25 protein-coding genes are annotated in these 26,406 nt (G+C 59.5%); all 25 read left to right on the plus strand.

Features of this window, described 5'->3' with window-relative positions; genetic code table 11:
- Window positions 1–27 precede the first annotated feature (27 nt).
- The 25 genes from J0G10_RS08905 (at window position 28) to J0G10_RS09025 (ending at window position 26,406) form a co-directional block, all read left to right on the plus strand.
- Window positions 28–2,943 (plus strand): TIGR00180 family glycosyltransferase, encoded by a 2,916-nt coding sequence (locus tag J0G10_RS08905; protein ID WP_220558318.1) that lies wholly within the window; start codon window positions 28–30, stop codon window positions 2,941–2,943.
- A 23-nt stretch (window positions 2,944–2,966) separates the two neighbouring features.
- A complete protein-coding gene (gene pseB / locus J0G10_RS08910) occupies window positions 2,967–3,968 on the plus strand; it encodes a UDP-N-acetylglucosamine 4,6-dehydratase (inverting) (protein ID WP_095050167.1) in 1,002 nt (333 codons plus the stop codon).
- Window positions 3,965–5,122, plus strand: coding sequence for a UDP-4-amino-4,6-dideoxy-N-acetyl-beta-L-altrosamine transaminase (gene pseC, locus J0G10_RS08915; protein ID WP_220558319.1), 1,158 nt, complete (start codon window positions 3,965–3,967; stop codon window positions 5,120–5,122). The genes pseB and pseC overlap by 4 nt, the downstream gene beginning before the upstream one ends.
- Window positions 5,123–5,153: 31 nt before the next feature.
- Window positions 5,154–5,774 (plus strand): pseudaminic acid biosynthesis-associated methylase, encoded by a 621-nt coding sequence (locus J0G10_RS08920; protein ID WP_220558320.1) that lies wholly within the window; start codon window positions 5,154–5,156, stop codon window positions 5,772–5,774.
- On the plus strand, window positions 5,771–6,466 hold the full coding sequence (gene pseF, locus J0G10_RS08925) for a pseudaminic acid cytidylyltransferase (protein ID WP_095050169.1): 696 nt from the start codon (window positions 5,771–5,773) through the stop codon (window positions 6,464–6,466). The genes J0G10_RS08920 and pseF overlap by 4 nt, the downstream gene beginning before the upstream one ends.
- Window positions 6,463–7,968: a UDP-2,4-diacetamido-2,4,6-trideoxy-beta-L-altropyranose hydrolase gene (pseG, locus tag J0G10_RS08930; RefSeq protein WP_220558321.1), complete on the plus strand. Its 1,506-nt coding sequence runs from the start codon at window positions 6,463–6,465 to the stop codon at window positions 7,966–7,968. Before pseF ends, pseG begins: the two co-directional genes overlap by 4 nt.
- Window positions 7,961–9,013 (plus strand): pseudaminic acid synthase, encoded by a 1,053-nt coding sequence (gene pseI, locus J0G10_RS08935; RefSeq protein ID WP_095050171.1) that lies wholly within the window; start codon window positions 7,961–7,963, stop codon window positions 9,011–9,013. Before pseG ends, pseI begins: the two co-directional genes overlap by 8 nt.
- 226 nt (window positions 9,014–9,239) lie before the next feature.
- A complete protein-coding gene (locus J0G10_RS08940) occupies window positions 9,240–10,166 on the plus strand; it encodes a ketoacyl-ACP synthase III (protein WP_007920064.1) in 927 nt (308 codons plus the stop codon).
- 87 nt (window positions 10,167–10,253) lie between these two features.
- Entirely contained in the window at window positions 10,254–11,543 is a 1,290-nt protein-coding gene (locus tag J0G10_RS08945) for a motility associated factor glycosyltransferase family protein (RefSeq protein ID WP_095126504.1), read from the plus strand.
- Window positions 11,540–11,806: a hypothetical protein gene (locus tag J0G10_RS08950; protein ID WP_095050173.1), complete on the plus strand. Its 267-nt coding sequence runs from the start codon at window positions 11,540–11,542 to the stop codon at window positions 11,804–11,806. Before J0G10_RS08945 ends, J0G10_RS08950 begins: the two co-directional genes overlap by 4 nt.
- A gap of 242 nt (window positions 11,807–12,048) precedes the next feature.
- Window positions 12,049–12,900 (plus strand): flagellin domain-containing protein, encoded by an 852-nt coding sequence (locus J0G10_RS08955; RefSeq protein WP_007920059.1) that lies wholly within the window; start codon window positions 12,049–12,051, stop codon window positions 12,898–12,900.
- Between the two features lie 72 nt (window positions 12,901–12,972).
- Complete coding sequence (locus J0G10_RS08960) at window positions 12,973–13,329, plus strand: flagellar protein FlaG (RefSeq protein WP_007920057.1); 357 nt, start codon at window positions 12,973–12,975, stop codon at window positions 13,327–13,329.
- Between the two features lie 82 nt (window positions 13,330–13,411).
- Window positions 13,412–14,854, plus strand: a complete 1,443-nt coding sequence (gene fliD, locus J0G10_RS08965) for a flagellar filament capping protein FliD (RefSeq protein WP_095126505.1) — start codon at window positions 13,412–13,414, stop codon at window positions 14,852–14,854.
- Window positions 14,855–14,983: 129 nt separating this feature from the next.
- Window positions 14,984–15,382: a flagellar export chaperone FliS gene (gene fliS, locus J0G10_RS08970; protein WP_093439698.1), complete on the plus strand. Its 399-nt coding sequence runs from the start codon at window positions 14,984–14,986 to the stop codon at window positions 15,380–15,382.
- Between the two features lie 11 nt (window positions 15,383–15,393).
- Entirely contained in the window at window positions 15,394–15,690 is a 297-nt protein-coding gene (locus J0G10_RS08975) for a hypothetical protein (protein WP_016984299.1), read from the plus strand.
- Between the two features lie 172 nt (window positions 15,691–15,862).
- Window positions 15,863–17,338, plus strand: a complete 1,476-nt coding sequence (locus tag J0G10_RS08980) for a sigma-54 dependent transcriptional regulator (RefSeq protein ID WP_007920053.1) — start codon at window positions 15,863–15,865, stop codon at window positions 17,336–17,338.
- 125 nt (window positions 17,339–17,463) lie between these two features.
- The gene (locus tag J0G10_RS08985; RefSeq protein ID WP_176471350.1) at window positions 17,464–18,657 is read left to right on the plus strand and encodes a sensor histidine kinase; all 1,194 of its coding nucleotides are present in this window, start codon (window positions 17,464–17,466) and stop codon (window positions 18,655–18,657) included.
- 5 nt (window positions 18,658–18,662) lie between these two features.
- Window positions 18,663–20,054, plus strand: coding sequence for a sigma-54-dependent transcriptional regulator (locus J0G10_RS08990; protein ID WP_095126506.1), 1,392 nt, complete (start codon window positions 18,663–18,665; stop codon window positions 20,052–20,054).
- 128 nt (window positions 20,055–20,182) lie between these two features.
- Window positions 20,183–20,512, plus strand: coding sequence for a flagellar hook-basal body complex protein FliE (gene fliE / locus J0G10_RS08995; RefSeq protein ID WP_038363826.1), 330 nt, complete (start codon window positions 20,183–20,185; stop codon window positions 20,510–20,512).
- A 15-nt stretch (window positions 20,513–20,527) separates the two neighbouring features.
- Window positions 20,528–22,315 carry a flagellar basal-body MS-ring/collar protein FliF gene (fliF, locus tag J0G10_RS09000; RefSeq protein ID WP_095050177.1) on the plus strand — a complete coding sequence of 596 codons (1,788 nt, stop codon included), beginning with the start codon at window positions 20,528–20,530 and terminating at the stop codon, window positions 22,313–22,315.
- Window positions 22,308–23,327 carry a flagellar motor switch protein FliG gene (gene fliG, locus J0G10_RS09005; RefSeq protein ID WP_016771079.1) on the plus strand — a complete coding sequence of 340 codons (1,020 nt, stop codon included), beginning with the start codon at window positions 22,308–22,310 and terminating at the stop codon, window positions 23,325–23,327. The genes fliF and fliG overlap by 8 nt, the downstream gene beginning before the upstream one ends.
- A gap of 4 nt (window positions 23,328–23,331) precedes the next feature.
- Entirely contained in the window at window positions 23,332–24,138 is an 807-nt protein-coding gene (gene fliH, locus J0G10_RS09010; RefSeq protein ID WP_220558322.1) for a flagellar assembly protein FliH, read from the plus strand.
- A complete protein-coding gene (fliI, locus tag J0G10_RS09015) occupies window positions 24,128–25,486 on the plus strand; it encodes a flagellar protein export ATPase FliI (protein WP_116254413.1) in 1,359 nt (452 codons plus the stop codon). Before fliH ends, fliI begins: the two co-directional genes overlap by 11 nt.
- Before the next feature lie 6 nt (window positions 25,487–25,492).
- Window positions 25,493–25,942: a flagellar export protein FliJ gene (gene fliJ / locus J0G10_RS09020; protein ID WP_093439724.1), complete on the plus strand. Its 450-nt coding sequence runs from the start codon at window positions 25,493–25,495 to the stop codon at window positions 25,940–25,942.
- Window positions 25,943–26,100: 158 nt separating this feature from the next.
- The gene (locus J0G10_RS09025) at window positions 26,101–26,406 is read left to right on the plus strand and encodes an STAS domain-containing protein (RefSeq protein ID WP_095050179.1); all 306 of its coding nucleotides are present in this window, start codon (window positions 26,101–26,103) and stop codon (window positions 26,404–26,406) included.

Raw genomic sequence — 26,406 nt, forward strand, 5'->3', positions numbered from 1 at the left:
GCGAGTCGCCGGTTGTGGAGAGAAGTTATGCAAGGCAAGTACAGTTCTGAACTGGCGCTACCGCTCGAAGAGCTATTGACCGTCGTCCTGATTACTCACAATCGGCCGGCGTTTTTGCGCCGGGCGGTGAAGTATTACAGCAGCTTGCCCTGCAGAATCATGGTGCTCGATTCGACACTCGAACGACCTGAAGGCGACTTTGACGCCGTCGATTACCACCATGTGCCGCAGTTCGCCTACTGGGGCATGCAGGCCAAACTGGCGTATGGCGTGGAGAAACTGACCACGCCATACATGGTGCTGGCGGCCGACGACGATTTCATCCTGCATGATTCGCTGGCAGAGTCCGTCGGTTTCCTGCATGCCAACCCTGACTACGGCATGTGCCACGGCTATTGCCTGATGTACCTGTCATTGGCCCATGGCGTGAACTACTACCGCCGCGACAAGAAAGTCCAGGAAGACTATGCGTCCGAGCGGGCGCAGGATCGCGTCCTCGACTACATGAACCAGTACATCCCGCCGTTCTACGCGGTGACCCGTACTGATCTGATGAAAAACTGGCACTCGGCGTTGCCGCCGGGGACCAATTTCCAGTGGCAGGAAATCGGCCACGTCTACTACCTGCTGGCCAGTGCCAAGGCCCGCATCCTGCCGATTCCGTACGTAGTGCGCGAGATCAACTACGGTGTCTCCGAGCACAATACCGATGTGTATCACTCGCTGACCTACGTCGACGCCAAATCGGTCGCCGAACGGGAGGCGTTTGCCGAGTTTCTCGTCTCGCTGCCTACCGCTATCGAAGGGCTGGATGCAGGGCAGGCCAAGGCCTTTGCCCTGGAGAGTTTCGAGGCAATGGCCGACAGCCTGAAGGCCGGGCGGGCGCTGACTGCCGAGCTGATTATCGAATCGACCTGGAACCAGGAACTGAAGGCGCCGGATCGTCGTTTTGGCCCGCTGCAGTACGTTGAAATGCCGTTCTACAACCAGGCATTCTTTGAGCGTCTGGAGCAGTTCGAATTCATGTTGCACACCCTGCCGGCCGGTCGCATGCAACTGGAAGGACTGGAAGGCGTGTGGGCCCGTCAAGCGCACCTGTTGCAGGCGCGCAATAACGACACGGCGGAAAGTGTGGTTGACCGGTTGTGGCAGGCCCATGATTTGAATGCGTTCAACCTGACCGTGGTCAAACGTCTGGCGACCCAACTGGACATCGTCGGCGACGAAAGCGCTGCGCAAGCCATGCGCGAGTGGATCGCCCGTCTCGAAGCGCTACTGGTCGAAGATCATCAGCCAGTCTTCGGCAAAATGAAGTCCGGTCGCCTGTTGCAGTGGCTGGCGGCTCGCGCGCCGACGATCGAACAACTCGAGTCGATAGGCCAACATCTGGCGACTGAAGGCGGTGGCCCGCAATTCGGCATTTTCCTGCTCGATCTGGACAACGACATCGACAAGTTGCAGGTGTCGCTCGACAGCCTGCTGGAAGGTCACTGCAAAGCGTTCAGGATTGTCGTGTTCACCACCGGCGAAGCACCGGCGGCGACGACGGCACAAAACACCCTGCACTTTGTTCGTGTCACCCAAAGCAACTTTGTCGACAAGCTCAACCAGAGCGCTCAGCAGTCGCCAAGCGATTGGTTACTGCTGGGTGAAGCGGGTGACCAGTTCACCGCCAGCGGCCTGTTGCGCGCCAGTCTGGAGCTGATGTCGGCCGAAGGTTTGCGTGCGGTGGCCACCGATGAAATCCAGCGCAAGGACAATGGCGCGCTGGTTGACGTGTTCCGTCCGGGTTTCAACCTGGATCTGCTGCAAAGCGTGCCGGCACTGATGGCGCGCCATTGGTTGATCCGCCGCGAAGTGTTGCTTGACGCCGGTGGATATCAGGCTGACTTCAGCAAAGCGCTGGAATTCGACCTGCTGTTGCGCATCATCGAGCAGGGTGGCCTCGACGGTCTGGCGCATCTCGACGAGCCGTTGCTGATCACTCAGGCGGCAGAGCTTGAAGAAAACGCCCACGAACGTCAGGCGTTGCTGCGTCATCTGGGCAATCGCGGCTACAAGGCCAAGGTCACGTCGACGGCGCCGGGCACCTGGCAAATCGATTACCGCCACACCGAGCAGCCACTGGTTTCGATCATTGTGCCGGTCATCGATGATCTGCCAGTGCTGCGCCGCTGCCTGGAAGGCGTGTTGCTCAGAACCCGTTACAGTCGTTATGAAGTGTTGCTGGCGGCAAACGCCAATCAATCGGCAGCGGTCAACGACTGGCTGGGCACGCTGCGCCACGCCAAAGTCAATGTGTTGCGTGCCGATCAGCCGCTGAGCGAAGTCGCGCTGTACAACGCCGCCAGCGAGCAGGCTCAAGGTGAGTATCTGGTGCTGTTGGCCGCAGACAGTGAAGTCGTCAACCCGAACTGGATCGATTCGCTGCTCAACCACGCCCAGCGTCCGGAAGTGGGCATCGTCGGTGCGAAATTGGTCGACCGTGACGGCAAGGTGGCCCAGGCCGGCTTGATTCTTGGCCTGAACGACGGCGTGGGTTCGGCCTTCATCGGCGAAAGTCACACAGCAGACGGCTACATGCATCGCTTGGCCGTCGAGCAGAACTACTCGGCCGTGTCGAAGGTCTGCCTTATGGTGCGCAAAGAGCTGTTCAACGCGCTTGGCGGGCTGGATGAAGTGACGTTCGTCGAGGGTTATGCCGATGTCGATCTGTGCCTCAAGGCGAGTCAGGCCGGCTACCTCACCGTGTGGACGCCGTTGGTGCAGGTGCTGCATACCGGCGAGTTGCCGCAGGCGCCAGAAGCGCTGGCGGCACTGCGTGAGAAATGGAGCGGCGTCTTCGCGCAGGACCCGGCTTACAACGCCAACCTGGCGCTGAGCGGCAAAGGTTTCACCCTGGGTGAAAATGCCTCGATCAACTGGGCACAGTTGCTCGCTTAAGCGCGCCGGACAGGAATCAGCATATGTTCAACGGTAAATCGATTTTCATCTCCGGCGGCACAGGTTCGTTCGGGCGCAAATTCATCACGCGCCTGCTCGAGCAATACCAGCCCAAGCGCGTGGTGGTGTTCTCCCGTGACGAGTTGAAGCAGTACGAAATGCAGCAGACGTTCAACGCGCCGTGCATGCGTTATTTCATTGGTGACGTGCGTGACGCTGACCGTCTGCGTCAGGCCATGCGCGGCATCGACTACGTGGTGCATGCCGCGGCGTTGAAGCAAGTGCCGGCGGCGGAATACAACCCGACCGAATGCATTCGCACCAACGTCAATGGCGCGGAGAACATCATTGCCGCCGCCATCGACAATGGCGTGAAAAAGGTTGTGGCGCTGTCGACCGACAAAGCCGCCAGCCCGATCAACCTGTACGGCGCGACCAAGTTGCTCTCGGACAAATTGTTCGTCGCCGCCAACAACATTGCCGGCGAGCAGGAAACCCGGTTTGCCGTGGTGCGCTACGGCAATGTTGCCGGTTCCCGTGGTTCGGTGGTGCCGTTCTTCAGCAAACTGATCGCCGATGGCGCACAGGAACTGCCGATCACTGACGAACGCATGACGCGGTTCTGGATCACCCTCGACCACGGCGTGCAATTCGTCCTCGACAGCTTTGCGCGGATGCACGGCGGTGAAGTGTTTGTGCCGAAGATTCCGTCGATCCGCATTGTCGATCTGGCGCGCGGCATGGCTGAACACCTGCCGCACAAGAACGTCGGCATTCGTCCCGGCGAGAAGCTCCATGAATTGATGGTGCCGCTGGACGATGCGCGGATGACCCTCGAGTTCGAAGATCACTACACCATTCAGCCGTCGATTCGCTTTACCAGCGTCGATGTCGATTTTGCCGTCGACAAACTCGGCGAGCAGGGGCGTGCCGTGAGCGAGGATTTCGAGTACCGCTCCGACACCAATCCGCATTTCCTTTCGGTCGGGCAGATCGCTGATCTGCACGCGAAGCTCTCGGTATGATTCCCTACGGTCGGCAAAGCCTCGATCAGGCAGATATCGATGCCGTCGTCCAAGTGCTGCAGTCGGACTGGCTGACCCAAGGGCCGAGCATTGAGCGTTTCGAACAGGCAATGGCCGAGCGTTGCCAGGCTGACTTCGCCGTCGCGGTGTGCAACGCCACGGCGGCGTTGCACATTGCCTGTCTGGCCGCTGGCCTGGGGCCGGGTGATCGATTGTGGACGACGCCGAACACCTTTCTTGCCTCGGCCAACTGTGGACGTTATTGCGCTGCCGAAGTTGACTTCGTCGACATTGATCCGCTGACCTGGAACCTTGATGCGTTCGCCCTCGAAGCGAAACTCGATCAAGCCGAGCAGGACGGCACTTTGCCCAAAGTGCTAGTAGCGGTGGCGTTCTCCGGGCAGAGCTGCGACATGCGCAAGATTGCCGAACTGGCCGAGCGCTACAACTTCACCGTGATCGAAGATGCGTCTCACGCGGTCGGTGCGTCCTACGCCGGGCGGCCGGTCGGCTGCGGTGAATTCGCAGCGATGACGGTGTTCAGCTTTCATCCGGTGAAAATCATCACCAGCGCCGAGGGCGGCATGGTGCTGACCAATCGGCCGCAACTGGCCGAGCGCCTGCAGCGTTTGCGCAGCCACGGTATGACCCGCGATGCACAGCAGATGAGCGAACCGAGCCACGGCCCGTGGTACTACCAGCAGATCGAGCTGGGTTTCAATTACCGCATGACCGATCTGCAAGCTGCGCTGGGTTTGTCGCAACTGAGCAAACTCGACGACTTCATCGCCCGACGTCGTGACCTCGCGGCGCGATACGATCGCTTGCTGGCGTATCTGCCGGTGACGTTGCCCAGCTCTCAGCCTGAGGCGGAATCGGCTTGGCACCTGTATGTGATTCGGCTGCAGACCGACCGCATCGGCCTCAGTCATCGTCAAGTGTTTGAAGGCTTGCGTGCTGTCGGTGTTGGCGTGAATCTGCACTACATTCCTGTGCACCTGCAGCCGTACTATCGCGACCTGGGTTTCGCCGAGGGCGATTTCCCCGAGGCCGAGCGTTATTACGCCGAGGCGATCAGCCTGCCGCTGTTTCCGCTATTGAGCGATGCGCAACAGGATTACGTGGTCGAGCAATTGCGTCGGCTGACCGAATAATTGCCGCTGAGGCAAAGGATGAGTATCTGCAATGCGTCATTTGAGTGAGCAGGAAAAGTTCTGGCAGGGCGACTTCGGCAACCAGTACGTCGCGCGCAATGTCGGTCAGCCGCTAGTGGCGGCGAACCTGGCGTTGTTTGCCAAAGCGCTGAGTCGGGCTGCAGGCATCGAGAGCCTGGTCGAACTGGGCACTAACGCCGGCAATAATTTGCAGGCATTGCATCAACTGCTGCCGCGCTGTGAGCTGTTCGGCGTCGAGATCAACGACAGCGCCTGTGCTCAGGCACGGGCGTTGGACATTGCCCAGATCTGGCATGGCTCGCTGTTCGACTTCCCGCGCGAGCGCCGCTACGACCTGACCCTGAGTAAAGGCGTGCTGATTCACTTGGCCCCGGAGCTGTTGCCGACCGCTTATGCGCAGTTGTACGAGTTGAGCCAGCGCTACATCCTGATCGCCGAGTATTACAATCCGGCACCGGTGGAAGTGTCCTATCGTGGCAACAGCGGCAAGCTGTTCAAGCGCGATTTTGCCGGTGAAATGCTCGATCGCTATGCCGATTTGTACTTGCTGGATTATGGTTTCGTCTATCACCGCGATCCGCAGTTTCCTGTGGACGACATCACTTGGTTCCTGTTGGAAAAGCGCCCTTGAGCAACGTTGCAATCATCCCGGCCCGTGGCGGTAGCAAACGCATCCCGCGCAAGAACCTTTTGCCGTTCGACGGCGTGCCGATGATTGTCCGTTCGATCCGCACTGCGCTGGAATCGGGCTTGTTCGATCAGGTCGTGGTCAGCACCGACGATGCTGAAATTGCCGATGTGGCGCGAGCCCATGGCGCGCAGGTGCCATTTCTGCGCCCGGTAGACTTGGCCGATGATTTCACCGGCACGGCGGCAGTGATCGTGCATGCCTTGCAGCAGTTGCCGGCGTTCGATTACGCCTGTTGCGTGTATGCCACGGCGCCGCTGTTGCAGGTACGTTATCTGCGCCAGGGCATCGAGTTGCTGGAGCAGCGTTCAGACAAGTCCTTCGCGTTCTCCGTGTGCAGTTTCGGTTTTCCGGTGCAGCGTGCGTTGACGCTGGACGGGCAGGGTGGGTTGAGCGCTTTGTATCCGGAATTTCGCAATACACGTTCGCAGGATTTGCCCGAAGCATTTCAGGACGCCGGTCAGTTTTACTGGGGGCGCACTGAGGCGTGGTTGCGCGGCGAGGTGCTCTATTCGCCAGCCAGCCTGCCGGTGATTCTGCCCCGGCATCTGGTGCAGGACATCGACACCCTTGAAGACTGGAAGCGCGCCGAATACCTATACGCCGCGCTCAAGGCCGGTGGAGAGCTGCAATGAGAGTGCTGATTCGCGCCGACGCCTCGCCAACCATCGGCAGCGGCCACATTGCCCGCTGCCTGACGCTGGCGCGAGTGTTGCGCGGGCAGGGCAGCCACGTCGCGTTTGCCTGCCGCTGTCTGCCGGGGCATCGCCTTGATGCCTTGCGCGCCGAGGGCTTCGAGACTTTTGCGCTGCCTGAGCGCTATGCCGCTGAAGATCCACAGCAGGCCATCGAATCAATGCTGCCGTGGCAGGCCGACATCGACGCGTTGGCTGCGGTGCTCGAGGGGCACGCCGAATTCGACTGGGTGATTGTCGATCACTACGGCCTCGATCACCAATGGCAGACGGCTGCTCGACGGTGGGCACCACGGATTGCGGCAGTGGATGATCTTGCTACGCGGCGCTACAGCGTCGATCTGCTGCTCAATCAGAATCTCTCGGGCCTGCACGAAAATTATCAGCCGCTGTTGCCTGAAGGGTGTCGCACCTTGCTCGGCCCACGCTATGCCATGTTGCGTGAAGAATTCAGCTGCCCGGCCATCGAGATCAAACCCACGGCGCGAAGGGTATTGGTCAATTTCGGTGGTTTCGATGCCGCGCGGCAAACCTACCACGCGATGCTCGCGCTGGCGGACTTTCCCGAGTTGCAGGTGGACTTCGTCGCAGGCGCCGATAACCCGGCATGGGCCAAGATGCAGGCCTTGGCCGAGACACGGCCGAACTGGCGTCTGCACAGTTTTGTCAGCAACTTCTACCAGCGCATGACCGAAGCTGATCTGTTTATCGGCGCCGGGGGCGGCACCAGTTGGGAGCGGGCGGCGATGGGATTGCCGACGATCTGTATTGCCGTGTCGAACAATCAGCAGGCCAACGGCGAAGTCATGGCCGCGGCGGGCGCGCATGTGTTCATGGGCGCCCGTGAGCAGGTCAGTGTCGAGCAGTTGCGCGACGCAATTGGCTTTGTCAGCGGCAATCATTATTTGCGCCAGAGCCTGGCCGAACGCTCGCGGCAACTGGTCGACGGGCGGGGTGCCGAGCGTGTCGCGGTGGCACTGGCCGGTGCGGTGCTCAAGGTGCGTGCGGCGACTCTGGATGACGCGCAGTTGCTGTTCGATGGGCGCAATGCCGAAACGGTACGGCGCTGGTCGCTGGACAGCGGCGTGATCGATTGGCCGCAGCACCTGAACTGGTTGACGGCGAGTTTGCGCAATCCGCAACGCCTGTTGTTGATCGCCGAGGCGGACGACGGCGCGGTCGGCGTTGTGCGTTATGACCTGCGCGGGTTTGCTGCCGAAGTATCGATCTACCTGCTTGAGGGACGTTTCGGCCTGGGTTGGGGCAAGGCGCTGCTGACGCGGGGCGAAGCGTTCGTCACCCGCCACTGGCCGCAATTGACCGGCATTACCGCTCAGGTACTGCCGGGCAATCGTGCCTCGTTGAATGTGTTTCATGACGCCGGGTTCACTCAGAGTGCCTGTACGTTCACCCGTGTTTTGAAGGATCACCCGCATGACTAGTTTCAAGATCGGCAACCGCTTGATCGGTGCCGATGCGCCGCCCTTCATCATCGCCGAGATGAGTGGCAACCATAACCAGTCGCTGGACGTGGCCCTGCAAATCGTCGAGGCAGCGGCCAAGGCCGGGGCGCATGCCTTGAAACTGCAAACCTACACCGCCGAAACCATGACGCTGGATTTGTCTGAAGGTGAGTTCTTCATCAAGGATCCGGGCAGTCTGTGGGCCGGCACTTCGCTCTACGATTTGTATGAAAAAGCCCATACACCGTGGGAATGGCATGCGCCGATTTTTGCTCGTGCCAAGGAACTGGGGATGCTCGCGTTCTCGACACCGTTCGATGACAGCGCCGTGGACTTTCTCGAAAGCCTTGATGTGCCGGCCTACAAGATTGCCAGTTTCGAAAACACTGACTTGCCGTTGATCCGTCGTGTGGCCGCCACCGGCAAACCGCTGATCATCTCCACCGGCATGGCCAGCATCGCTGAGCTGGATGAAGCCGTGCGCGCTGCCCGCGAGGCGGGGTGCAAGGATCTAGTGCTGCTCAAATGCACCAGCACCTATCCGGCGACCCCGCTCAACAGCAACGTGCGCACGATCCCGCATCTGCGCGAATTGTTCGGTTGCGAAGTGGGGCTGTCGGATCACTCGATGGGCGTTGGTGTGTCCGTGGCCGCCGTGGCGCTCGGTGCGACCGTGGTGGAAAAACACTTCACCCTCGACCGTTCAGCAGGTGGCGTCGATGCGAGTTTCTCCCTGGAACCGGCGGAAATGGCCAGTCTGGTGGTGGAAACCGAGCGCGCCTGGCAAGCCATGGGCCAAGTGCATTACGGTGTCACAGAGGCTGAACGCAAGTCGTTGGTCTATCGCCGTTCGCTGTATGTCACGGCCGACATGGCCGCCGGTGACACCTTTACCGGGGACAATCTGCGCGCCATTCGCCCCGGCCTCGGTCTGCCGCCCAAGCACACCGACGCTGTTCTTGGTCGCCGCGCCCGCGCCCCGATCAAGCGCGGCACACCGCTGGACTGGTCGTTGGTCGAATAACCCGATCTGCACCGATTCGGCAAAATAGCGTGACCTGCGAGTCATAACGCGCATCTTCACTGTATTGTATTGATCGGGGAGATGGCGCCTGGCTCGTTTTCGATTCCAGTGATAGCCCTTTGCGCTCCCCGTGGCTGCCCGTTGTGGCGGCCGTTTTCTGTTTGTCGGCGCCCCTCGAAATCCTTGCGAGCGGTGGTCTTGGGCTGTTTTTTATTGGGAAGCCGTAATGATTGGCATAAAAAGCATTGCGAGCTACGTTCCTGTAGCCGGCGTGGACAATTACGCACAAGGTGCAAAATTCGAGAAGGATGAAGAATTCATCCTTGGCAAGATCGGCTCGGCATTCCTGCCGCGCAAAGACGCTGAACAAGAAACCTCCGACCTGTGCGTGGAAGCGGCCAATGCGCTGTTTGCCAGCAACCCGGATCTGAAACGTGAATCGATCGACGCGTTGATCGTCGTCACCCAGAACGGTGACGAAGAAGGCCTGCCGCACACGGCTGCAATCGTGCAGGACAAACTCGGTCTGCCGACCAACGTGGCGGCCTTCGACATTTCCCTGGGCTGCTCCGGTTATGTCTACGGCATCTACGCGATCAAGGGCTTCATGGAAGCCGCCGGCCTGAAGAACGGCCTGCTGATTACCGCTGACCCGTACTCGAAAATCGTCGATCCGGAAGACCGCAACACCACCATGCTGTTCGGCGATGCCGCAACCGCTACGTGGATGGGTGAAGATCCGACCTGGGCGCTGGGCAAGGCCAAGTTTGGCACCGACGGCTCCGGTGCACCGCACTTGAAAGTCACCGATGGCGTGTTCTTCATGAACGGTCGTCAGGTCTTCAACTTTGCGCTGCTCAAAGTCCCGGCACACTTGCACGAACTGCTCGACGATTCCGGTCTGAAAGCCGATGACATCGATGCCTTCTGCATTCACCAAGGCAGTGCGGCGATTGTCGATGCCGTGGCGCGGCGCTTCGAAGGCGAGCCGGAGAAGTTCATCAAGGACATGGTCGAGACCGGTAATACTGTGTCGTCGAGCATTCCGTTGCTGCTGGAGAAACACGTCATCGATTCCGACTGGCAGCGTATTGCCTTGAGCGGTTTTGGTGTCGGTCTGTCATGGGGCTCGGCGATCATCTATCGCCCTTGAGTCCGAGCAAAAACGGCGGATACAAAAATAGCGTTCAAGGTTAACCTTGAACGCTATTTTTTTGCCTGGAAGGGAGCGCGAGGCGCCATGAGCGAGTTTTTTCAAGCCAATGCCGAGGTGTTGCAACGGCGCTGGCCGGCGCTGTTCGAACGACTGATGGCGCAAGACAGTACGGCCATTGCGGCTCAATTGGTTGAGGGGCTAGGCTCGACGCTGAGCATCAACGGCATCCAGCTCACCAGTCGTCACGATCGCCTCCAAGAAGCGCAGATTCAGGCGGCCAGCCTGCCGGACAAGGCGCAACTGCACGTCTATGGCACCGGTCTCGGTGATTTGCCCGGTGTGCTGCTTGAGCGGACGGGATTACAACGCTTGTACGTGCACATCCTCAATGGCGCGCTGTTTGCGCTGGTGGTGCAACTGCTCGATCAGCGTCAGTGGCTGGAAGACCCGCGGGTCGAGTTGTTTTACGCTGCCGATCATCCGGACTTGTTCACGCCGTTTTTTGCCCTGCCTGCCGAGATGTTGCTGGCCGATGACTACAACGCGAAGATTCGCGATCGGCTGGTCAATGAAGTCCATCTGAGTTTTAACAATCGCGAATTCGACGCGCAGTCGCCGTTCATTCAACAGCGCTTGCAGGACTGCTTGCCGGTGCTGCTGGGTGATGACGATGTGGCGCAGTTGTTTGGTACCTGCACCGATCGCGAGATCTACGTGATCGCTACCGGGCCGACTCTGGAAGGGCACTTTGAACGATTGGCAGCGCTCCGGAATCAGGCTCAGCGCCCGCTGTTCATCTGTGTCGACACGGCGTATCGGCCGTTGATTGAGCACGGGATCGTTCCGGATCTGGTGGTGACCATTGATCAGCGCATCAGCTTCCGTCATTTGCCGTTCGAGGCGTCTGACGGTATCCCGCTGGTGTATTTGCCCATGAGCGATCCCGAAGTTTTGCGGGCCTGGAAGGGCAAGCGCTATGGCGGTTACTCGGCCAGTCCGGTGTACGCCGGGTTGCGTGAACAGCATCCGCGCGCGCTGCTGCACGTCGGCGGCAGCGTGATCCATCCGGCGGTCGATCTGGCGGTGCAAATGGGCGCGTCTCGCATCACGCTATTTGGCGCCGATTTCGCCTTCCCGATGAACAAGACTCACGCGGGCTGGAGCGATGGCGATCTGGGGCCACCGGTGAATCAGGCGCGGCATTGGGTGCGCGATGGCCATGGTCAGCGGGTGACCACACAGCTCAACTTTCGCGGTTATTTGTGTGTGCTGGAGCGCTATATCGCTGCACATCCACAGGTCGAATTTCTCAACAGCAGCCGCTCCGGGGCGCTGATCGCCGGAACCGACTTCAACCCGGAGTTTGTGCAATGAGTACGCTGAGCCTCTGTAAGGATGAATGTCGCCAGTGTGCGGGTTTGTTTCGCCTCGGGCGCGATGTCGAGGCGGCGCTGACGATGGTCGATGTGTTTGAAAAGGCCCAGCAATGTTTAGCGTCTGCCCCGGTAGAGGTTCAGCAGGTGTGGGCGCAGCTGTTAATGCAAATGCTCGAATGTCAGGAGCGCCAGGACTGGTTGGGGCTGGCTGATTATATGGAGTACGAATTGATCGAGTTGCTGGAAAGTGTTCCGGTCTGAGCAGGCCGACAGCACTGGCCCGCAGGTTTGCGCCGCAGTCGGTTTTATGACGTCATTTTATCGCGGCTGACGTACTGCTAAGTCTTTGTTTTCTCGGGGGTGGCAGGGTGATGGCAAATTTTTTTCAAAAAGCCCTCAAGCAACCTGCAAACCCGACGATAACTATTACGAAGGTTCTCTAGGCCATACCCGGCGGTTGCCAGGGCCGGAAGCCGCAGTACCCAACCAACGAGGAATTCGTCATGGCTTTAACAGTAAACACCAACACTACGTCGTTGAACGTTCAGAAAAACCTGAACCGCGCTTCCGACGCTCTGTCGACTTCGATGCAGCGCCTGTCTTCCGGCCTGAAAATCAACAGCGCTAAAGACGACGCCGCTGGCCTGCAGATCTCGAACCGTATGTCCTCGCAGATCCGTGGTAACACCCAAGCCATCCAGAACGCCAACGACGGTATCTCCGTTGCCCAGACCGCTGAAGGCGCTCTGCAAGCTACTACCGACATCCTGCAGCGTATGCGTGAACTGGCTGTTAAAGCACGTAACGGTACCAACGGCACTGCTGACCAGACCGCTACCAACGCTGAATTCGCTCAGATGTCCGACGAGATCACCCGTATCTCGGCTTCGACCAACCTGAACGGCAAAAACCTGCTGGACGGTTCGGCTGGTACTGTGACCCTGCAAGTGGGCGCAAACACCGGTTCGGCTAACCACATCGACCTGGTACTGAGCTCCAAGTTCGACGCAGTAAGCCTGTCGGTAGGTAGCGGTACTCTGTCCCTGACCGGTGCTACCGTAACTGGCGCTTCGCAGAACATCGACAACGCGATCACCGCGATCGACGCTGCAATCGCTGCCATCGGTGCAACTCGTGCCAGCCTGGGTGCTTCGCAAAACCGTCTGACCAGCACCATCCAGAACTTGCAGAACATCACCGAGAACACCACTGCTGCACAAGGTCGCGTACAAGATACCGACTTCGCCGCAGAGACTGCTAACCTGACCAAGCAGCAAACCCTGCAACAGGCTTCGACCTCTGTTCTGGCTCAAGCCAACCAACTGCCTTCCGCTGTACTGAAGCTGCTTCAGTAATTTCGGAATGAGTTTGAGCGGGGGAGTGCGCTGGTCGCGCTCTCTCGCTTTTTTCGTTAGGAGGTGATGGGCATGGACATGAGCGTAAAGCTTAACGTGTCTTATCCGGCTCCCAAGCCAGTAACGCCGGTTGCTGACAAACCGTCAGAGACGCCTAAAGTTGCCAAGACTGAAGCGCCGGTCGCTGCCAAGAGTCAGGATTCGGACGACGCCAAATTGAAACTGGCGGTGCAGGAGATCGAAAAGTTTGTACAGTCGATCAAGCGCAATCTGGAGTTTTCCATCGATGAACACTCTGGAAAGGTCATCGTCAAGGTAATCGCAAGCGAGACGGGTGAGGTCGTACGACAGATTCCCTCCGCAGAGGCCCTCAAGCTGGCAGACAGCCTCGCCAATGCCAGTCACGTATTGTTTGACGCCAAAGTCTGATAGCTGGCATGAATTATGTTTGTCCGTTCTCGAGATGCGTGTAACGGTCAAAAGAATGGCAACAATCTGAAGGGAGATGCACATGGCAAGTCCAATTCTACCGGGTTCCGGACTGGGTTCCGGTCTGGATATCGGCGCGATCGTGACCGCGCTGGTAAACGCCGACAAGTCGCCGAAGCAGACGCAGATCGATTCTGCGACCAAAACCAACACCCTGAAGATTTCCGGTGTCGGTGCGCTGAAAAACGCATTGGCGGCCTACCAGAAGGCAATGACCGATCTGGGCAGCAAGACTAACCCTGCGTTTGCCGGTTACGCGGCGACCTCGTCTACCCCGACAACGCTGACCGCTACTTCCGATAACACGGCTGTTTCGGGCACATACAGTGTCGTGGTAAATAACTTGGCCACCGGCTCGAAAGTAGCTAGTGCATCCTTTGCCGGCGGCGCGGCCAGTGCCATTCCGAGTGGTACCCTGAAAATCAGTCAGAATGGCACTGATTACAATGTCGATATTCCGGCCAATGCCACCTTGCAGACTACCCGTGATGCCATCAACAAGGCGCAGGGTGTCAACGGTGTTTCCGCCAACATCGTGACCGACAGCTCGGGCGCTTCGCGTCTGGTGATCAGCTCCAACAAGACGGGCGCGGGCTCCGACCTGACGGTCAGTGGTATTGCCGGTCTGGAAATCGATGGCACCAAGGTCATGTCTGCGACCCCGGCCGCTGGTGACTCAGGGGCTGTGGGCGATATTGCCAAGGATGCGAAGCTGACCATTGATGGTCTTGCCGTTACCAGCAAGAGCAACACAGTGAGCGGCGCCATCAGTGGCTTGACCATGAACCTGGTGGAAGCCAGCCCCACCGCGGTCAAGGTCTCTGTCGATACCAACACCAAGGGCTTGCAGGCTTCGGTTCAGCAATTCGTCGACGCTTTCAACACGCTCAAGACCACCATCGATAGCCTGTCCAAGGCAACGCCGGACGAAGATGGCAAGTTGACGGTGCAGGCCGCGTTTACCGGTGATTCTCTGCCGCGGACGTTGATTGCAGACATTCGTGCCCAATTGACCACTTCGTCGCCTGGCGAGCTGGGTGTGCTGTCGCAGATCGGCGTCATGACCGATCGCGACACCGGTAAGTTGACGCTGGACGCGACGGCTTTCAACAAGGCCATGTCTCAGCCAGGCATGACTGGTCAGGTGCAGCAGCTGTTCTCCGGCACCGACGATAAAAACGGTCTGTTGGCGCGAATGAGCAAAGCGGTCGATCCGTACCTCAAAGCTTCTGCTGATGGTAAAACCACCAGCGGTCTGCTTGATCAGCGTATGACCATTCTGAACAACAACACCCGCAGCCTCACGTCGCAGCAGTTGGCGCTGGATCTGCGTGTCGCCAACCTGACCAAGACGTTGACTGCCAAGTACAATGCCATGGACTTGCTGGTAGGGCAGATGAAGGCTACGGCGAGCAACATCACGTCGTTCTTCAGCTCGCTGAACGCTCAGCAGTCCGCGAAGTAACGCGCGGGCACGACAAAAACCCGGCTACGCTTCATCGGCGTGCGCCGGGTTTTTGTCTTTTGATCTAAAGTTCTGTGATTCGTTGGCGATACACTGGTTATACGAGTCATTGTGGCAATGAGGTAGAACATGAATCCGATGTTAGCCCTTCGGCAGTATCAGAAAGTCGGCGCACACGCTCAGACATCCGAAGCGAGCCCGCACCGTCTGGTGCAAATGTTGATGGAAGGTGGTCTGGCCCGTATTGCTCAGGCCAAAGGCGCCATCGAGCGCAAGGACATTCCTGGCAAATGCACTTCGATCAGCAAGGCGATTGGCATTGTCAGCGGTCTGCGTGAAGGCCTTGATCTGGAAAACAGCGCAGATACCCTGGCTGATCTGGATGGGCTGTATATCTACATGATGAAGCGCCTCGCCGAGGCGAACATCAGCAGCGACCTGCGCATTCTTGATGAGGTTGCCGGCTTGCTGAGCACGGTCAAGGAAGGCTGGGATGCTATTGCCCCTGTGCCTGCTCCGCAGTTTTAAAGGAGATCGTCATGAGTCTTGTATTGCAGCGAATCGCCGATACCCGAGAAGCGTTGGTTACTGCCCTCGCTGAACGCAATTGGGAAGCCATTGGTGAACTGGATCTGGCTTGCCGTTCCTGCATGGAAGACGTCATGGCTGAGGCTGCGCTGGACGAGGTCGCGTTGCGCGACAACCTTGAGGAGTTGCTCCACGTCTACAAGGAGCTTCTTGAGGTGGCCATGGGTGAGCGGCAGGCGATAGCCAATGAGATGTCGCAGATCACGCAAGCGCAAAAGGCGGCAAAGGTTTACCATCTGTTTGGTTAATTAACCTCCAGTTAATCCAGACATGTGCGCCATAAATTTGACTGTGCACGGTTTTTTGACTTAACTAGTGGCTGTTTTCAGATTTCAGGCGTCTACAGGCACATGGTGTCCTGCAAGCGTCTCGCTTGCCCCTTATTTTGGGCATTGAGTTGACTAGGGAAGTTGCTATTGCATGTGGCGTGAAACCAAAATTCTGCTGATCGATGACGATAGCGTCCGCCGCCGCGACTTGGCGGTGATTCTAAATTTTCTTGGCGAAGAAAATTTACCCTGCGGCAGCCATGACTGGCAGCAGGCAGTCGGCTCTTTGTCGTCTAGTCGTGAGGTCATTTGCGTACTGATCGGGACGGTTAATGCTCCTGGTGCGCTTTTGGGCTTGCTAAAGACACTCTCAACCTGGGATGAGTTCCTTCCGGTTTTGTTGATGGGCGATAATTCTTCCGTTGACTTGCCTGAGGACCAGCGTCGCCGCGTGCTTTCGACCCTCGAAATGCCACCCAGCTACAGCAAATTGCTCGACTCCCTGCACCGCGCCCAGGTCTATCGCGAGATGTACGACCAGGCACGCGAGCGCGGCCGTCATCGCGAACCCAATCTGTTCCGCAGCCTTGTCGGCACCAGCCGTGCGATTCAGCACGTGCGCCAGATGATGCAGCAAGTCGCCGACACCGATGCCAGCGTGCTGATCCTCGGTGAGTCCGGCACTGGCAAGGAAGTGGTTGCGCGCAACCTGCATTACCATTCCAAGCGCCGCGACGCACCGTTCGTGCCGGTCAACTGCGGGGCGATCCCGGCAGAGCTGCTCGAAAGCGAATTGTTCGGTCACGAGAAGGGTGCTTTCACCGGAGCGATCACCAGCCGTGCCGGCCGCTTCGAACTGGCCAATGGCGGGACCCTGTTCCTCGACGAAATCGGCGACATGCCGCTGCCGATGCAGGTCAAACTGCTGCGCGTCCTGCAGGAGCGCACCTTCGAACGCGTGGGCAGCAACAAGACCCAGAGCGTCGATGTGCGCATCATCGCCGCGACCCACAAGAATCTCGAAAGCATGATCGAGATCGGCACCTTCCGCGAAGACCTTTACTATCGCCTGAACGTGTTCCCGATCGAGATGGCGCCGCTGCGTGAGCGCGTCGAAGACATTCCGTTGCTGATGAACGAACTGATCTCGCGCATGGAGCACGAGAAGCGCGGTTCGATCCGTTTCAACTCGGCAGCGATCATGTCGCTGTGCCGTCACGGCTGGCCGGGCAACGTCCGCGAGCTGGCCAACTTGGTGGAGCGCATGGCGATCATGCATCCGTACGGGGTGATCGGCGTGGTCGAGCTGCCGAAGAAATTCCGCTACGTCGACGACGAGGACGAGCAAATGGTCGACAGCCTGCGCAGCGATCTTGAAGAGCGCGTGGCGATCAACGGCCATACGCCGGACTTCACCGCCAACGCCATGCTGCCGCCGGAAGGCCTGGACCTGAAAGACTACCTCGGTGGTCTGGAGCAAGGCCTGATTCAGCAGGCGCTGGACGATGCCAATGGCATTGTGGCGCGTGCGGCTGAACGCCTGCGTATCCGTCGCACCACCCTGGTGGAGAAGATGCGCAAGTACGGCATGAGCCGGCGCGATGGAGATGAACAGGCGGAGGATTGACGCCTGTTTTTCAACTGCTTCATTTATAAGCAGTTTTTTTTAGGCACGGGTATTGCTACAGCCCTCGCAACGTTCCGTTTAACTGACGGTCAGCCAAGCGAGAAAGCACAATGCCCCACGCCCAGATGTCTACTGCCTCCAGTCCCGAGGGGCAGCCGTCCTCCGTAGAGCAGGCAAGCCGACAGGGCCTGGAGCAGGCATTCGAGCTGTTCAGCCAGATGTCCAGCCAGCTGACGGACTCCTACAGCATGCTTGAAGCGCGGGTAACCGAGCTCAAGGGTGAACTCGCAGTCGTCAGTGCCCAGCGCATGCAGGAGCTGGCGGAAAAAGAACGCTTGGCCAACCGCCTGCAAAATCTCCTTGATCTGTTGCCCGGTGGCGTCATCGTCATCGACGGTCACGGCATGGTTCGCGAATCTAATCCTGCCGCTATCGAACTGCTCGGCTTGCCGCTTGAGGGCGAGCTGTGGCGCCATGTGATTGCGCGTTGCTTTGCCCCGCGTGAAGACGACGGTCATGAAGTTTCCTTGAAAAATGGTCGACGCCTGTCGATCGCCACCCGTTCGCTGGATGCCGAGCCGGGGCAGCTGGTGCTGCTCAACGACCTGACAGAAACCCGTCATCTGCAAGATCAACTGGCACGCCACGAGCGCTTGTCCTCGCTGGGGCGCATGGTCGCCTCGCTGGCCCATCAGATCCGCACGCCGCTATCCGCTGCTTTGCTCTACGCCAGTCATTTGACTGAGCAGCAATTGCCGGTCGCTACCCAGCAGCGTTTCGCCGGGCGCCTGAAAGAGCGCCTGCACGAGCTGGAGCACCAGGTGCGCGACATGCTGGTCTTCGCTCGCGGTGAGTTGCCGCTGACCGATCGCCTGACCCCGAACACCTTGATGCAGGCTCTGCAAGCGGCGGCGCTGACGCATGTCCAGGATCTGCCCATCCGCTGGCAGTGCGACAGTCATGTCGGTGAGCTGCTGTGCAACCGCGACACGCTGGTCGGAGCGCTGCTGAACCTGATCGAAAACGCCATTCAGGCCAGTGTCGGCGACGTCCGCCTGAAAGTGCATTGCTACACCCGTGACAACAACCTGCATCTGAGTATCAGCGACAGTGGCAGCGGCATCGAGCCTGCGGTTCTGGCGCGGCTCGGCGAGCCATTTTTTACCACCAAAGTCACCGGCACCGGCCTCGGCCTGACCGTGGTCAAGGCTGTGGCCCGTGCGCATCAGGGAGAATTGCTGCTGCGTTCGCGGGTCGGGCGCGGCACGTGCGCGCAGGTGATCCTGCCGCTGTTTTCCGCTGTACACGGAGCTGAGTAAAAGACATGGGCATCAAGGTTTTGCTGGTCGAGGATGACCGCTCATTGCGCGAGGCGCTGGCCGATACGTTGTTGCTGGCCGGGCACGATTACCACGCGGTCGGTTGCGCTGAAGACGCGCTGACGGCGGTGGCGCGTGAGGCGTTCAATCTGGTGGTCAGCGACGTCAACATGCCGGGCATGGACGGTCACCAGTTGCTCTCGCTGTTGCGGGCCCGCCAACCGCAATTGCCGGTGTTGCTGATGACGGCGCACGGCGCGGTCGAGCGTGCGGTCGATGCGATGCGCCAGGGCGCGGCCGACTATCTGGTCAAGCCGTTTGAACCCAAGGCCTTGCTGGATCTGGTGGCACGGCATGCGCTAGGCAGTATTGGTACAAGCGACGGCGACGGTCCGGTGGCCGTCGAGCCGGCCAGTGCGCAGTTGCTGGAGCTGGCAGCGCGGGTGGCGCGCAGCGATTCCACGGTGCTGATCTCTGGCGAATCCGGCACCGGTAAAGAAGTGCTGGCGCGTTACATTCATCAGCAATCCCATCGCTCCAGTCAGCCGTTCATCGCGATTAACTGCGCGGCGATCCCGGACAACATGCTCGAAGCGACGTTGTTCGGCCACGAGAAGGGTTCGTTCACGGGCGCCATTGCCGCACAAGCCGGCAAGTTCGAACAAGCCGACGGTGGCACGCTGTTGCTCGACGAAATCTCCGAAATGCCCCTCGGCCTGCAAGCCAAACTGCTGCGCGTGTTGCAGGAGCGCGAGGTCGAGCGCGTCGGGGCACGTAAACCGATTGCTCTGGATATTCGCGTGGTCGCGACCACCAACCGCGATCTGGCGGGCGAAGTGGCGGCGGGGCGGTTCCGTGAAGACCTTTTTTACCGTCTGTCGGTTTTCCCCTTGGCCTGGCGTCCACTTCGCGAACGCACTGCCGATATCCTGCCGCTGGCCGAAAGGTTGCTGGCCAAACACGTCAATAAAATGAAGCACGCGGCGGCGAAACTCTCGCCTGAAGCGCAGACGTGCCTGACCGCTTACCCGTGGCCGGGCAATGTGCGTGAGCTGGATAACGCCATTCAGCGTGCTCTGATCTTGCAGCAGGGCGGCTTGATTCAGCCGCAGGATTTCTGTCTGGCCGGTCCCGTGACGTACACCACGATGCCCGTCGTCGCGCCGGTGTCAGCGGTGCTTCGCGAGGTTGAAATCGAAGCGGATTCGGCCGGTGCACTGGGCGATGACCTGCGCCGCCGGGAGTTTCAGATGATCATCGACACCCTGCGTGCCGAGCGCGGCCGACGTAAAGAAGCGGCGGAAAAGCTCGGTATCAGCCCGCGCACCCTGCGCTACAAGCTGGCGCAAATGCGCGATGCCGGAATGGACGTCGAAGGTTATCTGTTCGCCACCTGACGTCTGGCGCAACGATTTGAAAACGCTTTTCTGAAAGGGGTGCCCATGAGCTGGCACCCTTGTTGCTAATACCTGTGTACCCGCCGAGTGAGTGTCAAAAAATTGCGGGCCGCCCAAGAGAGTAGACCATGAGCCAAGGTATTGAATTTAATCGGTTGATGATGGACATGAAGGCCATGAAACTGGACGCCATGTCTGCACCGAAATCGACGACCGCTGTCCCTGAACTGGCGGGCAGCAGCTTTTCCGACATGCTCGGTCAGGCGATCAACAAGGTCAGCGATACCCAGCAGGCGTCGACTCAGTTGGCCAACGCATTCGAAGTGGGCAAGAGCGGCGTCGATCTGACGGACGTGATGGTCGCTTCGCAAAAAGCCAGCGTGTCGTTCCAGGCTCTGACCCAGGTACGCAACAAGCTGGTTCAGGCTTATCAAGACATCATGCAGATGCCGGTTTAAGGACGAGATTGAGTCATGGCAGAAGCAGTCGCCGATAACGTTCCGGCCAAGGCCACCCCAATAGACGGCAAACCGCCGCTGTTCGGCTTGTCCTTCCTGGAAAACCTCTCCGAGATGACCATGCTGCGTCAGGTGGGCCTGTTGGTCGGCCTGGCTGCGAGCGTGGCGATTGGCTTTGCCGTGGTGCTGTGGTCGCAGCAGCCGGATTACCGTCCGTTGTACGGCAGCCTTGCCGGCATGGACGCCAAGCAGGTCATGGACACCCTGGCCTCTGCTGACATTCCTTACACCGTCGAACCGAACTCCGGCGCCTTGCTGGTCAAGGCCGATGACCTGTCCCGTGCGCGGATGAAACTCGCCGCTGCTGGTGTCACTCCCAGCGACGGCAACATCGGTTTTGAAATCCTCGACAAGGAACAGGGGCTGGGCACCAGTCAGTTCATGGAAGCGACGCGCTACCGTCGTGGCCTCGAAGGTGAACTGGCGCGGACCATCTCCAGCCTGAACAACGTCAAGGGTGCCCGCGTGCACCTGGCGATTCCGAAGAGTTCGGTGTTCGTGCGAGATGAACGCAAGCCAAGTGCTTCGGTTTTGGTCGAGTTGTATTCCGGTCGTTCGCTGGAGCCGGGTCAGGTGGTGGCGATCATCAACCTGGTGGCCACCTCCGTTCCTGAATTGAGCAAGTCGCAGATCACCGTCGTCGACCAGAAGGGCAACCTGCTCTCTGATCAGGCGGAGAACTCCGAAATGACCATGGCCGGCAAGCAGTTCGATTACAGCCGCCGCATGGAAAGCATGCTCACCCAGCGCGTGCACAACATTCTGCAGCCGGTATTGGGCAATGATCGCTACAAGGCTGAGGTCTCGGCCGACATCGATTTCAATGCCGTCGAGTCGACTGCCGAGCAGTTCAACCCGGATCAACCGGCGTTGCGCAGCGAGCAGTCGGTCAACGAACAACGCACCGCCAGCAATGGCCCGCAAGGTGTGCCGGGTGCTCTGAGCAACCAGCCGCCGTCGCCAGCCTCGGCGCCGCAAACCACCGGTGGCGCCGCAGCGCCGGCCGCTATGGTGCAGCCAGGCCAGCCGTTGGTTGATGCCAACGGTCAGCAGATCATGGACCCGGCCACCGGCCAGCCGATGCTCGCGCCATACCCGGCAGACAAGCGTCAACAATCGACCAAGAACTTCGAACTCGACCGTTCCATCAGCCACACCAAACAGCAGCAGGGTCGCCTGAATCGTCTGTCGGTGTCGGTGGTGGTCGACGATCAGGTCAAGGTCAACGCGGCCAACGGCGAAACCACACGCGCGCCGTGGAGCGCCGACGAATTGGCGCGTTTCACCCGTCTGGTCCAGGACGCCGTCGGTTTCGACGCCAGCCGTGGCGACAGCGTCAGCGTGATCAACATGCCGTTCTCCGCCGAGCGCGGCGAAGTGATTGCCGATATTCCGTTCTACTCCCAGCCATGGTTCTGGGACATCGTCAAACAAGTGCTGGGTGTGTTGTTCATCCTGGTGCTGGTGTTTGGTGTGCTGCGTCCGGTGCTCAACAACATCACCGGCGGCGGCAAAGGCAAGGAGCTGGCCGGTCTTGGCAGCGACGTGGAACTCGGTGGGATGGGCGGCCTGGACGGCGACCTGGCCAACGACCGCGTAAGCCTCGGTGGTCCGCAGAGCATTCTGTTGCCGAGCCCAAGTGAGGGTTATGACGCGCAACTGAATGCAATCAAGAGTCTGGTGGCCGAGGATCCGGGTCGCGTGGCTCAGGTCGTGAAAGAGTGGATTAACGCAGATGAGTGATAACCGAGCCGCTACCGTCAAACTGACCAAGGTCGACAAAGCCGCGATTCTGCTGCTGTCCCTGGGTTCGACCGACGCCGCACAAGTGCTGCGCCACATGGGCCCGAAAGAGGTTCAGCGTGTCGGCGTGGCCATGGCCCAGATGGGCAACGTCCATCGCGAGCAGGTCGAGCAGGTCATGAGCGAGTTCGTCGACATCGTCGGCGACCAGACCAGCCTCGGCGTCGGTTCCGACGACTACGTGCGCAAAATGCTCACCCAGGCCCTGGGTGAAGACAAGGCCAACGGCCTGATCGACCGCATCCTGCTCGGTGGCAACACCAGTGGCCTCGACAGCCTGAAATGGATGGAGCCACGCGCCGTTGCCGACGTGATCCGTTACGAACACCCGCAGATTCAGGCGATCGTGGTCGCGTACCTCGACCCGGATCAGGCCGGTGAAGTGCTGGGCAACTTCGACCACAAGGTGCGTCTGGACATCATCCTGCGCGTCTCGTCGTTGAACACCGTACAACCAGCAGCACTGAAAGAGCTGAACCAGATTCTCGAGAAGCAGTTCTCCGGCAACTCGAATGCCTCGCGCACCACCCTGGGCGGCATCAAGCGTGCGGCAGACATCATGAACTTCCTCGACAGCTCGATCGAAGGCCAGCTCATGGACTCGATCCGCGAAGTCGACGAAGACCTGTCCGGTCAGATCGAAGACCTCATGTTCGTGTTCAACAACCTCGCCGATGTCGACGACCGTGGCATTCAGGCGTTGCTGCGCGAAGTGTCCTCGGACGTGCTGGTGCTGGCCCTCAAGGGTTCGGACGAAGGCGTCAAAGAGAAGATCTTCAAGAACATGTCCAAACGTGCTGCCGAACTGTTGCGCGACGACCTCGAGGCCAAAGGCCCGGTGCGCGTCAGCGATGTCGAAACCGCGCAGAAAGAAATCCTCACCATTGCCCGTCGTATGGCCGAAGCCGGCGAGATCGTACTCGGTGGCAAAGGCGGCGAGGAAATGATCTAAGCCCATGGACAAGCACGACGACGATGTGACGGATCTGATCCGTGCCCGCGATGTCCGTGGTTTCGAATCCTGGGCCATGCCCAGCTTCGACCCGCCGAAGCCGGAACCCGAGCCCGAGCCGGAACCCGAACCGCCGGAAATGGAAGAGGTGCCGCTGGAAGAAGTCCAGCCACTGACCCTGGAAGAACTCGAAAGCATCCGTCAGGAGGCTTACAACGAGGGCTTTGGCATCGGCGAGAAAGAAGGCTTTCACAGCGCCACGCTCAAGGTTCGTCAGGAATCTGAAGTGGCGTTGGCGGCGAAGCTGGCCAGCCTTGAGCAACTGATGGCGAACCTGTTCGAGCCGATCGCCGAGCAAGACACCCAGATTGAGAAATCACTGGTCGACCTCGTGCAGCACATCACCAAACAGGTGATCAAGCGCGAGCTGGCCATCGATTCCAGCCAGATCGAACACGTCATGCGCGATGCGCTCAAGCTGTTGCCGCTGGGCGTCGAGAATGTGCGTCTGTACGTCAATCCGCAGGACTTCGAGCAGGCCAAGGCTTTGCGCGAACGTCATGAGGAAACCTGGCGCATTGTCGAAGACGAAGCGCTGTTGCCGGGTGGCTGCCGGGTTGAAACCGAGCACAGCCGCATCGATGCCAGCATCGAAACCCGCGTCGCTCAGGTCATGGCCAAACTGTTCGATCAGTTGCACGAGCAGGCTTTGCACCCGGCCGAGGCGGATCTGACTCTGGACATTCCAGAAGATGTAAAACCGGCGGCCACGCCTGACGAGCCGCTCGCGGACGAACCCGATGCGCCTTGAACGCACCAGTTTCGCCAAGCGCCTGAGCACTTACGCTGAGGCCACCGAGATTGCCGGCGCGCCGATTCTTGAAGGTCGCCTGCTGCGTATGGTCGGCCTCACCCTCGAAGCCGAAGGCCTGCGCGCCGCCATGGGCACGCGTTGCCTGGTAATCAATGATGACAGCTATCACCCGTCCCAGGTCGAAGCGGAAGTCATGGGGTTTTCCGGCGGCAAAGTATTCCTGATGCCGGTCGGCAGTGTCGCCGGTATCGCTCCCGGTGCCCGCGTGGTGCCGCTGGCTGAAACCGGCCGCTTGCCGATGGGCATGAGCATGCTCGGGCGCGTGCTCGACGGCGCCGGTCGTGCGTTGGACGGCAAGGGCGGGATGAAGGCCGAAGACTGGGTGCCAATGGACGGCCCGACGATCAACCCGCTCAACCGTGACCCGATCAGCGTACCGCTGGATGTTGGTATCCGTTGCATCAACGGTTTGCTGACGGTCGGTCGCGGCCAGCGTTTGGGTCTGTTCGCCGGTACCGGTGTCGGTAAATCGGTGTTGCTGGGCATGATGACCCGCTTCACCGAGGCCGACATTATCGTCGTTGGCCTGATCGGTGAGCGGGGTCGAGAAGTTAAGGAATTCATCGAGCACATCCTCGGTGAAGAAGGTCTCAAGCGTTCCGTGGTCGTCGCATCCCCTGCGGACGATGCGCCGCTGATGCGTCTTCGCGCCGCCATGTATTGCACGCGAATTGCCGAGTATTTCCGCGACAAGGGCAAGAACGTCCTGCTGCTGATGGATTCGCTGACCCGTTTCGCCCAGGCGCAGCGGGAAATCGCCTTGGCCATCGGCGAACCGCCGGCAACCAAGGGGTATCCGCCGTCGGTGTTCGCCAAATTGCCGAAACTGGTTGAGCGTGCCGGTAATGCGGAGAAGGGCGGTGGTTCGATTACCGCGTTCTATACGGTGTTGTCCGAAGGCGATGACCAGCAGGACCCGATTGCCGACTCGGCTCGAGGCGTACTTGATGGTCACATCGTGCTGTCCCGGCGTCTGGCTGAGGAAGGGCACTATCCGGCCATCGACATCGAAGCGTCGATCAGCCGGGTAATGCCGGCGGTGGTTTCGCCGGAACACATGCAGCGCGCGCAGTACTTCAAACAGTTGTGGTCGCGTTATCAGCAGAGCCGCGATCTGATCAGCGTCGGCGCCTACGTTGCCGGCGGCGACCGCGAGACCGATCTGGCGATTTCCCTGCAACCGCAGTTAGTGCGCTACCAGCGTCAGGGCCTCAACGACAAAATCAACATGGGTGAAAGCCAGGCCTATCTCGAGACCTTGTTCGCCCCTGCGGCGGGCGGGTAACCGGCCATGGCCGTCAGCCGCGCTGCGCGCTTGGCTCCGGTGGTGGACATGGCCGAACAGGCCGAAAAAACCGCCGTGCAACGGCTGGGCTATTTTCAGGGTCAGGTCAAAGTCGCAGAAAGCAAACTCGCCGACCTCAATGCCTTTCGTCTGGATTACTCGCAGCAATGGATCGTGCGCGGCAGCACCGGCGTGAGCGGGCAATGGCTGCTCGGTTTTCAGGGCTTTCTGGCGCAACTCGACACCGCCGTCGACCAGCAGCGCCAGAGTCTGGTCTGGCACCAGAACAAGCTCGACAAGGCGCGTGAGGAATGGCAGCAGGCGTTCGCCAAGGTCGAAGGTTTGCGCAAACTGGTGCAACGTTATCGCGAAGAGGCGCAACGCCTTGAAGACAAGCGCGAGCAGAAGCTGCTTGATGAACTGTCCCAGCGTTTGCCACGACAGAATCCGTTTTAAAGCAAGATCAAAAGATCGCAGCCTTCGGCAGCTCCTACAGAGGATCAGTGTAGGAGCTGCCGAAGGCTGCGATCTTTTGATCTGTCTTCTAACCTTGCCGCAACCCTGTGCAAGTGCTAAACCTTGTACAGGTTCGTCAATGACAAGGAAGCCAGTCAATGTCAGTCGTTACAGAAGTCTCTCCGGATGGTCACAAACTGACGATCTCGGTCAGGGGGCGGTTCGATTTCGGGCGCCATCAGGAGTTTCGCGAGTCCTATGAGCGACTCCAAAAGAAACCTGAGTCCATCGTGGTCGATCTGAAAGAGGCCACCTACCTCGACAGCTCCGCACTGGGCATGCTGCTCCTGCTGCGGGATCACGCCGGTGGCGATAATTCGGACGTGCGAGTCGTCAACAGCAACTCCGATGTGCGCAAGATCCTCGCCATCTCCAATTTCGACAAACTCTTCGACATCAGTTGA

This window comes from Pseudomonas germanica (genome assembly GCF_019614655.1).
Classification (GTDB): Bacteria; Pseudomonadota; Gammaproteobacteria; order Pseudomonadales; family Pseudomonadaceae; genus Aquipseudomonas; species Aquipseudomonas neuropathica.